An 8,791-nucleotide genomic window follows, 5' to 3' on the forward strand; every position below is an offset into this window, starting at 1 on the left:
CCTCACCCGCCTGATCGAGTCGAGGCCGATCTCGCGCGGGCGCCTTCGCCGCGTGCTGAACGCGCCGCCGTCCGCTGCGACGACGCGGGAGTGGTGGAGCGCACTGCCCGACCCGGAGCGGGAGCGTCTGCTGCAGCAGGTGCCGCTGCTCGTCGGCAACCTCGAGGGCATCCCGTGGTCGGTGCGCGTGCGCGCCAATCGGGAATCGCTGGGGCGTGCCATCCGAGCGCTCGAGTCCGGCGCATCCATCGAGCGGGCTCTCGGCAGCGCGAGTGCGTTCGCGGGTGGCGAGATCAAGAGCATCCTGGCGGACGCGAGCCGGGGTGAGCTGCGTGACCGTGGGCGTCTTGTGCATCAGTTGAAGGAGCTGCACGGCGGTCGCGGTTTCGTGGATCGTGGTGGGAAGCCTCGGTTCGTGCTCGCGTTCGATCCTGAACGGGATTCGATCGTCGAGTACGTGGGGACCGCCATCTCGGAGTCGGAGGATCCCCTGGCTTCCCCGTTTGCGGAGGGCGTCTCCTCCGTGGGCATCTTCGTGCCTGGCAATGAGGCGCGGTTGTTGGACTTCGAGGGCAAGGCGCACACGATGTCGGAGTTGTTGAAGCTCGCACCAGCTGGGGAGGCTGGGCTGGTGGTGTGGCAGGGCGGCCGGTTCCCTCGTGGCCCGCTGGCGTTATCGGCGGCGATGGCGGATGGTCTTGCCCGCAAGCTCGGCGCGTTCGTGAATGCGATTCCTCGGGATGGACGGGTGGCGTTGACGGCGTTCGGCTTCAGCTTCGGCGGTGGGGTGACGGGGCGTGCCATGTCGTTGGGGATGCGCGTCGATCGTGTTGTGCACGTGTCGAGCGCCGGTCTTGGGCACGGGGTGACGTCGCTTGATGATCTGCCTGCGTCGGCTCGTGTGCCGCACTATGCGTTGCTGGCTCCTGTGGATCCGTCGGTTGGTCCGATTCTCGGCATCAATGTGCATCTCCCGTTCCTGGGCCGGGCGGGGCATTTCGGGCATGGAGCGGATCCGGCGCATGCGCGGGGTGTGGTTCGTCTTGAGACGGGTGTGCTGGGGGCGGCGCAGGAGAAGCGCGCCTCTGGGGCGCCGTTGGCGTTCGGGGACCTGTTGACGGGGCACACGTCGATTTTGGAGCAGTGGGGTACGACGGCGAAGCGCAATCTGGCGGCGGTGCTGGTTGGCGGTGGTGCTGAGGTGGAGCTGGCTCCGGACGCCGGCGTGCTCGGTCGGGTGGCGCAGCGGTTCCTGCTGCCGTATGCGCCGTTCCTGCGGGTGCGGGAGCCGGAGCTGCGCCGGATCGGTTGATCTGGCGCAGCCCTGTGATCTGGGTGGCGGTTCAGCGCTCTTGGCCGGGGGTTGCCTGCTGCGTGCGCGTGCGCGCGGTTGCAGGCTTCGGTCGGGAACTGGTGGCGATCGTCGTGTCGAGGTTCGTGGCGAGTTGCGACTGCACGTGTCGGCTGCGGGGCGCTGCGGCGTGGCCGTGTCCGGCGCCGCGTTCCAGAGAGTCTCGCGCTTGGCTGGTGCGCTCGCCGAGGGCCGAGAGCTTGGCGGTCGCGGTGGATGCTGCTGCGCTGTTCGGTTCGTGCGCGAGGGGTGCGATTCGGGTGCCGTCTCGGCGGAGGTCGTCGATGGTGGACAGCACGTCGCGGCCCAGAGTGGCGCGGTCGAGGACATGGTTCGCGTCTCGGTCGAGCATGCCGAGCCATGCGCGGGCGGAGGCACGGTCGAGGTTCCCCAGTGCCCTGCCGTGGTCGAGCGCGGCACGAGCGTGGGCGCCGTCTCTCGCGTCTGGCGAGGTCGCATGGGAGGGGTCGATGTCGGCGGCGTAGAGCGTGCGGCCGGTGCGGTCGACGACGAGCGCCCTGTCCACGTACCCCTCGGAGATCACCCGTTCCAGCGACTTCGGCATCTGCTCGGCGGCGTTGTCGTGGAACTCCTGCGCAGTCCAGCGGCCGACTCCCTGATCGCGCACCTGCTCCGCATAGCGCGACAGCACTCCGAGCCGTGAGACGGCCTCGGGAACGGCAAGCGCACGCACCTCGACGCGGTAGCCGGCATCCCGGAACTCCTTCGCCGTCGCCACGACCGCGTCCGGTTGCCTGAACGTCGTCTCGAACACCACCGACGCCTGGCGTTCCCGAAGGTAGTCGCTCGACATGCGCGCCCACGCACCCGCCGCCTGCGCCGTCACCTCCGGCATGCGCAGCGGATCCTCACGCATGAGACGCGCGTAGTCGGGGTGAAACTGACGAAGATCGTCCCCGACCACGGCGACGGCGCTACCCGTGTCCCGCCTGGCTCGTGAGACGACACGCGTCTTCCCTGCGCCGGGTTGCGCACCGACCAGGACCAGGGTCGCGGGTCCAGGCGCAGCTCGCGCCAGGCGAGCCTCGACCCACGGTGCGATCGCGTTGTCGAAGCGCTCTGAGAGCTCCTGCCTGCTGAGCTCGTGACCGGCGCTCATGCTCGTCGGTCCTCGGCTTCGAACCTCCGCACCAGTTCTGCCCGTTTGGCCTGCACCTCAGCCAACGAGTAGCTGTCGACGGCGTCGGCCTCCAGACTCACAGCGATGTTCTTCTGCAACCACAGGTCGCGTTCTTCAGTGGTCCTCGCCTGGTGCCAGCGCTCCATGTACAAGCCGCCGAGCCGGTTCGCGGCTTCACGCATCGCGTCGTAGATCATGGGGTCGTAGTCGTCGACAGGCTCGGCAGACTCGATCCGCTCGTCGTCCTGGGGTTCCTCGGTCATGCTCGTCCTCTCATCGTCGTTGTCTGCACGCATCGCAGTCGCGGTCAGCTCGCACCGCGCACGGTGCCTGTTCTCTCGCTGCCGCGCGTCTCTGCGCGGTAGCGCTCGATCAGCTCGTTGCGCTTGGTGACGACGCTCGCGTTCGATTGCGCATCGACGTCGGCGACCTCTGCGCGGAGCGCGGCGAGCTTGTCCTGCCAGCGCCGGTATTCGTGGGCGCTTCGAGCCCGAGCGGCTCTGGCCGCGTAGAACGAAGCCAGCCGGCCCCCCGCGTCCAGCAGCAGGTCATACACCTCGGGCGAGTAGCCTCCGGCGCTCGGCAGCCCTCGCGGGTCGATCACGAAACTGTTGAAAGTGTTGTCACGCGTCACGTACGTCCTTCCGATTGCGTACTCGCGAACGTAGTCGCGAGGACGCACCCGGAACGATGCCGTGCCTGATCTGTGGACAACTTCGACTGCATCCCACGCCGACAACCAGACATCAGGTATCGGCGCCGGGTAGCAAGCCCGCCTCCGCTCAGGCGAGGATGCGCTGCACGGCCCGTACGGGGATCCGGAGCCAGGCAGGCCTCTGCGAGGCCTCGTAGATCACTTCGTAGAGGGCCTTGTCGAGTTCGAACACGCGGATGAGCGCGGCAGCCTCGGCGGCGCTCAGCGGTTGGTTCGCCGACGAGTCCATTAGCAGGTGAACGCCTGACGCGCCCGCGCCATCGCCACCGCGGGCATCCTGCGCCTGTCGGCGGGCCGCCCGACCGTCCAGGGTGATCGCCCCCGTGTGTCGACCGACCCGCGACTCGCCGCTCGTGGCCGCCGCGTAGCCGTTGAGGAACGACTGGCGGGCCCGCGCAGCCCAATCACCCGCGACGTTGCGGCCGGTCGTCATCTCGAGCGACCCTGCGACGTAGTCGAACGAGCGGAGGATTCCGGCGATGTCACGCTGCGGCGCATCAGCGGTGTTGCGCTGCTCGATGCTGCGCAGCGGCTCCCCCTCGAAGTCGAGGAACACCCAGCCGCGATCCTCGACGGCGAGCACCTGGCCCAGGTGAAGGTCTCCGTGCACACGCTGCAGGCGCGGCCAGTTCATTTCCGCTGCACGCGCGTAGACCTCCTCCGCCGCACCACGCAGGCGCTCCAACGACGGTGCGACCGCGATGGCCGCATCCAGTCGCTGGCGCATGGCGGCGACCTCGGCCTGCACCTTCGGCGCGCTCGCCTCGACGCTCGGAAGCACGTCGCGCAGCGTTCGATGCACCTCAGCGGTTGCCGTTCCGAGAGTGTAGGCGGCGTCGCCGAAGTCGTCACCCGTCTCGGCGGCCCGAAGCGCGACGCGCCAGGCGTCCTCGACACCCGGAAGGAACTCCTGCGCGAACACGAAGTTCCCCGACGCACGCCCGCTGCTCGTGCGCGGGTCGGGCCAGAAGCCCGAGAGATGTCCGACGGCAGGGGGCACACGCACCGACCCGGCCGCGGTGAGCGCGGATTGGAGCGTCACCTCCGGGTTCTCACCGTCGTGCAGCATCCGGAAGACCTTGAGAATGAGCGGTGCAGCATCGCTGCCATCCGGCAGCCGCATCTCGCAGATGATGGACGTGTTCGACTGCTCACCTGAGAGCACCCGGCTGGTGACGAAGCTGCCGACCACGGCCCCCGGCATCGGCAGACCGTACGCGGCGATGTCGCTCCGCCCCCCAGCGCCGGTCGCATGCCCCTCACGTTCGAGGAGCGCGAGGAGCGCTTTCGCGAACGCGATGTCGTGCGGCCCGTCCACGACGGCGCTCACGCGCCCGGCCGCGTTGCTGATCGACCCGATGTAGCCGAGGGCGGGCACGCGAGCATCCACCTCGCGGAGCACGATCGGCACCTGGTAGACGACCGGCACGTCCCCGGAGGAATCGAGCATGCACGGCACCGTCACGAGGTGCACACCCGCCTCGCCGTTCGGGTTGGCGAGCACGTAGCTGCCGAGGTGGGTGAGCTGCGGTGCCCGGCCCTCACCGCCCGAGTACCAGCGCTGCTTCGGCATCCAGTCGCGAAGCATGTGGATGAGATCGGTCATTGCGCCTCCGGTTCAGATGATCAGCCTACCGACCGGATGCCCGCCGGTTCGCGTCAATCCGCCGCTGTGTTTCCTGGCAGGGCGCAGGCGACGGTCAGTCGCGTCTTCGGCTGAGGATGACGGTGAACTTCGCGCCTCGAGCGACCTGCGTGCTCGGGCCGACGATCCGCTCGAGCGCGGCACGATGCGCGAGGCCCGAGTTGAACACCGTCAGCATGGCGCCGCCCGGCTTCAGCATGCGCGCCGCCTGCTGGAAGAGCGGATGCGCCATGTCCTCGACGACCTCGTGGCGGTCGTGGAAGGGCGGGTTCAGGAGCACCACGTCGACCGTCTCGGTCTCGATGCTGGACCCCGCGTCCTCCCGACGCACCTCCACCCGGTCCTCGACGCCCGCCAGCCGCACCGTCTCGCGGGCGGAGGCGGCCGCAGCCCAGGAGCGGTCGCTCGCGATGACCTCCAGCCGGGGGCGGAGCCTCGCGATCGACACCGCGAGCACGCCGGTGCCGCAACCGAGGTCCACCGCGAGACCAGACTCCGGAAGCGCGTCGGCGGGAAGGTCGCGCAGGGTGGCGAGCAGCTCGCGCGTTCCAAGGTCGAGGCGGGGGCCGGCGAACGCGCCGCCGTGGCTTGCGATCGCGAACCCGAGCTCCTCGGAGCTCTGCACGACCGGGTACACGGATGGCGCACCACGCAACTCGGCCCGCGGGACGCTCGCGTGCAGCACCCTCGACTTCTGCCTGCCGAGGCTCGCTGTGACGACGTCGAACGAGCGCTCCAACGTCTCGTTCATGCCGCGACTCATGTGCTTGATGCGACCACCCGCGACGATCCGCACTTCGGGATGCGCGTGCGCGGCGGCGAGCCGCACGATCTCGTCGAGCTCGGCGAGCGACTTCGGGAGGCGCAGCAGCACGAGCCGCACGCCGTCGAACAACGCCGGCTCGAGACCGAAGCGAACGGCCTTCAGAGAGCGGAAGCTCGCACGCACGGCCTCGTCGCTGGCTCGCTCCTCAGAGAGTGCGTCATGGAAGGTGCGGATCGTGTCGAGGTCGAACCGCTCCGCGGCCGCGACGGCAAGCGCGCCGGTGACATCACCGACGACCGCGAGCGGCGCATCCACGCCACCCAGGTCGGCGGCCTCGTCCAGGATGAGGCGGTCGACGGGATCAGGCGCGCCGGCGAGTGCCGTGCCCAGGTTGGAGTCGGCCATTCCTAGGCGACGGTGTCGATGAGCGGCTCTGCCTCTTCACCGGTGACGTAGCGGCGTCCCGAGACCTCGGCCACGGTGATGGCGACATACTCGTTCTTCGGCGTCGCGATGAGGGGGCGCACGCCGAGCTGCTCTGCCCGTTCGAGCTCCGCCTCGGTACTGAGCACCCTCGCTCCACCGCGCGCGACGAGGCTCGTCGCGAACCCGTCGCCGAGGGCGTCGGACTGGAACACGACTTCCTTGGCGATGGACGCTCCCGCGAGCTTGAAACCCGGCGCGGATTTGAAGACGATCTCGCCGTCGCGTTCGCTGAACACGACGTTGATCGGATAGATCTCCACGCGGCCGTTCACGGCGAACGCGATGCGCCCGAACGTCGTCGCCCGCAGCAGGCGGCGGCTTTCTTCGTCGCTCAGGACGGTGATGAGCTGATCGTCTTCCATGCGTCCATCATGGCCTGATCCGCACGACGCCGCCTGATCGATTTGCCCGCTCACGTTCGAATCGGCATCCGGGAGTCGATATACGCCGCGAGCGGTGCGAAACTTGACGCACCCCGAGCGACGTCCGCTCGATCCGACACGGAGGTCATCCAATGGGCTACGGCAGCGGCATCGCACTCATCGTCATCGGCGCCATCCTGGCGTTCGCCATCAACGTCGACCTGGACGGTTTCGTCGACCTCAAGACGATCGGCTACATCCTCATGGGAGCGGGTGCCGTGGTCTTCGTCATCAGCCTCGTGTCCGCTCTTCGCCGCAAGCAGTCGACGTCGCTGACCCGCAAGGTCATCGACCCCAACACGGGTCAGGAAGTCATCGAGCGCACGAACCGCAGCAACTGAGCGGCGCCGCCGTCTGAACGGGGCGCTCGCCCGGCTCAGGCGGAGACGAAGAAGAGCCGCTTGTTGGCGAACTCCCCGATGCCGATGGGCCCCATCTCGCGACCGAAGCCGGAGTTCTTGACGCCACCGAACGGCAACTCGGCTGCCTCCGCAGCGATCGTGTTCACGTGCGCCATCCCGACCTCGAGTCGCCGAGCGACGCGGGTGGCACGCGCCTCGTCGGTCGAGAAGACCGAGCCGCCCAGGCCGAGCGCGCAGTCGTTCGCGAGCTCGAGGGCCTCCTCGTCGCTCGACACGCGGTAGACGGTCGCGACGGGGCCGAACATCTCCACACCGTACGACTCGGAGTCGCGTGGGACCCCCGTGAGCACGGCCGGCGAGTAATGGGCGCCCGGTCCATCCGACAGCACTCCGCCGACCTCGAGGGTCGCACCCTCTGCCACTGCCTTCTGCACCTGAGCGTGCACAGTCTCGGCGGCCGTCCGGCTCGACATGGGTGGGAAGGCACCGTCAGCGAGGTCGAGCTGGTCGCCGGGCACGAGCCCCGTGGCGAGCTTCTTGAGCTCCTCCACGAACTCGTCATAGATGTCATCCATGACGATGAGGCGCTTGTTCGAGTTGCAGACCTGGCCGACGTTGTAGACCCGGAAGTCCCATGCCTGCCTCGCAACGGCCGCGACATCGTGCGAGTCGAGCACCACCATCGGGTCGATGCCGCCGAGCTCGAGCACGCACTTCTTCAGGTTGCGCCCCGCTTGCGCGCCGATGATCGCGCCCGCACGCTCGGAACCCGTCAGCGAGATGCCCTGCACGCGGTCATCCGCGATGAGGGTCGCGATCTGGTCGTGGGATGCGAAGACGTTCTGGTAGCCGCCGACCGGCACACCGGCCTGCTCCATGATCTCCTGGATGGTCAGCGCAGACCTCGCGCAGATGTCGGCGTGCTTGAGCAGGATGGTGTTGCCGAGCACGAGGTTAGGCGCGGCGAAGCGCGCCACCTGGTAGTACGGGAAGTTCCACGGCATGACGCCGAGCAGGGTACCGACGGGGCGGTGCTCGATGTACGCCTTGCCCGGAATCGTGCTCGGGATCTCGAAATCGGTGATGAGGCTCGGGCCGTGCACGCCGTAGTAGTCGATGATCGACGCCGCGAACTCGACCTCGTCGATCGACTCCTGCACCGACTTGCCCATCTCGACGGCGATCAGGTGCGCGAGCTCGTCCTTGCGCTCAAGGAAGATCTCCGCGACCCGCCGCACGACGGCCGCGCGATCCTGCACGCTGCGCTCCCGCCACTCGCTGTACACCGAGTCCGCGCTCTCGACGGCCTGCTCGATCTGCGCATCCGTCGCGTCATCGAAGGTCTCGATGATCTCGCCAGTCGCGGGATTCTGCACTCGGTACTTGGACATGTCGCTCCTTGGCTCGGCCGTCGTGTCGATGCCAGTCTGACGCAAAAGCCGTTGCCAGTTTGGTCGAATGCTGACCTTCACCTCTACAAAGCCGCCACTCGGGCGTCGGTGGCCGTCCGTAGTCTGACCATGCCTCTGCTCCGCAGACACAACCCGTCCCACCAGCCAACACGCTCGAGGAGTAACACGTGGACTCTGCACTTCCCACGATCCAGCACTGGATCGATGGCGCCCTCGCGACGACGATGCCGGCGCGCACCTCGCCGGTCTTCAATCCCGCCCTCGGCGTCGCCACCGCGAACGTCGCGCTGGCGGAGCAGGCCGAGATCGACGCCGCGGTCGCCGCAGCCAAAGCCGCGTTCCCGGGATGGTCGAACGCGTCGGTGGCGAAGCGTCAGGGGGTGCTGTTCCGCTTCCGTGAGCTGCTGAACGAGCGGAAGCTGGAGCTCGCGCGCATCATCACGTCCGAGCACGGCAAGGTCGTGTCCGACGCGGCCGGCGAGATCCAGCGC

General features: G+C 68.4%; 10 protein-coding genes. 3 read left to right on the forward strand and 7 right to left on the reverse strand.

Going from position 1 to position 8,791, the window contains the following annotated elements:
• The first annotated feature begins 139 nt into the window (after positions 1-139).
• The gene (locus tag C5C17_RS18160; RefSeq protein WP_146079228.1) at positions 140-1,312 is read left to right on the forward strand and encodes an alpha/beta hydrolase; all 1,173 of its coding nucleotides are present in this window, start codon (positions 140-142) and stop codon (positions 1,310-1,312) included.
• 31 nt (positions 1,313-1,343) lie between these two features.
• Here the strand turns inward: C5C17_RS18160 and C5C17_RS18165 are convergent, their stop codons facing one another.
• The 6 genes from C5C17_RS18165 to C5C17_RS18190 form a co-directional block, all read right to left on the reverse strand.
• Complete coding sequence (locus C5C17_RS18165; RefSeq protein ID WP_104254795.1) at positions 1,344-2,471, reverse strand: zeta toxin family protein; 1,128 nt, start codon at positions 2,469-2,471, stop codon at positions 1,344-1,346.
• Positions 2,468-2,755, reverse strand: coding sequence for a hypothetical protein (locus C5C17_RS18170; RefSeq protein ID WP_146079229.1), 288 nt, complete (start codon positions 2,753-2,755; stop codon positions 2,468-2,470). The genes C5C17_RS18165 and C5C17_RS18170 overlap by 4 nt, the downstream gene beginning before the upstream one ends.
• A 44-nt stretch (positions 2,756-2,799) precedes the next feature.
• Positions 2,800-3,126 carry a hypothetical protein gene (locus C5C17_RS18175; protein WP_146079230.1) on the reverse strand — a complete coding sequence of 109 codons (327 nt, stop codon included), beginning with the start codon at positions 3,124-3,126 and terminating at the stop codon, positions 2,800-2,802.
• 148 nt (positions 3,127-3,274) lie between these two features.
• A complete protein-coding gene (locus C5C17_RS18180; RefSeq protein WP_104254798.1) occupies positions 3,275-4,813 on the reverse strand; it encodes an aminoglycoside phosphotransferase in 1,539 nt (512 codons plus the stop codon).
• A gap of 94 nt (positions 4,814-4,907) precedes the next feature.
• Entirely contained in the window at positions 4,908-6,023 is a 1,116-nt protein-coding gene (locus C5C17_RS18185) for a class I SAM-dependent methyltransferase (RefSeq protein WP_104254799.1), read from the reverse strand.
• 2 nt (positions 6,024-6,025) lie between these two features.
• Positions 6,026-6,466, reverse strand: a complete 441-nt coding sequence (locus C5C17_RS18190; protein WP_104254800.1) for a pyridoxamine 5'-phosphate oxidase family protein — start codon at positions 6,464-6,466, stop codon at positions 6,026-6,028.
• Between the two features lie 152 nt (positions 6,467-6,618).
• Between C5C17_RS18190 and C5C17_RS18195 the strand changes: the two genes are divergently transcribed.
• Entirely contained in the window at positions 6,619-6,867 is a 249-nt protein-coding gene (locus C5C17_RS18195) for a DUF6458 family protein (RefSeq protein WP_104254801.1), read from the forward strand.
• Between the two features lie 35 nt (positions 6,868-6,902).
• Here C5C17_RS18195 and C5C17_RS18200 read toward each other — a convergent pair whose 3' ends face one another.
• Positions 6,903-8,279 carry an NAD-dependent succinate-semialdehyde dehydrogenase gene (locus tag C5C17_RS18200; protein ID WP_104254802.1) on the reverse strand — a complete coding sequence of 459 codons (1,377 nt, stop codon included), beginning with the start codon at positions 8,277-8,279 and terminating at the stop codon, positions 6,903-6,905.
• Between the two features lie 245 nt (positions 8,280-8,524).
• On the opposite strand from C5C17_RS18200, the gene C5C17_RS18205 reads away from it, so the two are divergent.
• Positions 8,525-8,791 (forward strand): aldehyde dehydrogenase family protein (locus C5C17_RS18205; RefSeq protein ID WP_146079231.1); only part of this gene is annotated, 267 nt, incomplete at its 3' end.

Source organism: Pseudoclavibacter sp. RFBA6 (genome assembly GCF_002931575.1).
Classification (GTDB): domain Bacteria; phylum Actinomycetota; class Actinomycetes; order Actinomycetales; family Microbacteriaceae; genus Pseudoclavibacter; species Pseudoclavibacter terrae.

What these genes read in the sequence shown, in the direction of transcription:
- C5C17_RS18165 (WP_104254795.1), bottom strand. Translation starts at nt 2,471, where the DNA reads ATGAGCGCCGGTCACGAGCTCAGCAGGCAGGAGCTCTCAGAGCGCTTC.
- C5C17_RS18170 (WP_146079229.1), bottom strand. Translation starts at nt 2,755, where the DNA reads ATGACCGAGGAACCCCAGGACGACGAGCGGATCGAGTCTGCCGAGCCT.
- C5C17_RS18180 (WP_104254798.1), bottom strand. Translation starts at nt 4,813, where the DNA reads ATGACCGATCTCATCCACATGCTTCGCGACTGGATGCCGAAGCAGCGC.
- C5C17_RS18185 (WP_104254799.1), bottom strand. Translation starts at nt 6,023, where the DNA reads ATGGCCGACTCCAACCTGGGCACGGCACTCGCCGGCGCGCCTGATCCC.
- C5C17_RS18190 (WP_104254800.1), bottom strand. Translation starts at nt 6,466, where the DNA reads ATGGAAGACGATCAGCTCATCACCGTCCTGAGCGACGAAGAAAGCCGC.
- C5C17_RS18195 (WP_104254801.1), top strand. Translation starts at nt 6,619, where the DNA reads ATGGGCTACGGCAGCGGCATCGCACTCATCGTCATCGGCGCCATCCTG.
- C5C17_RS18200 (WP_104254802.1), bottom strand. Translation starts at nt 8,279, where the DNA reads ATGTCCAAGTACCGAGTGCAGAATCCCGCGACTGGCGAGATCATCGAG.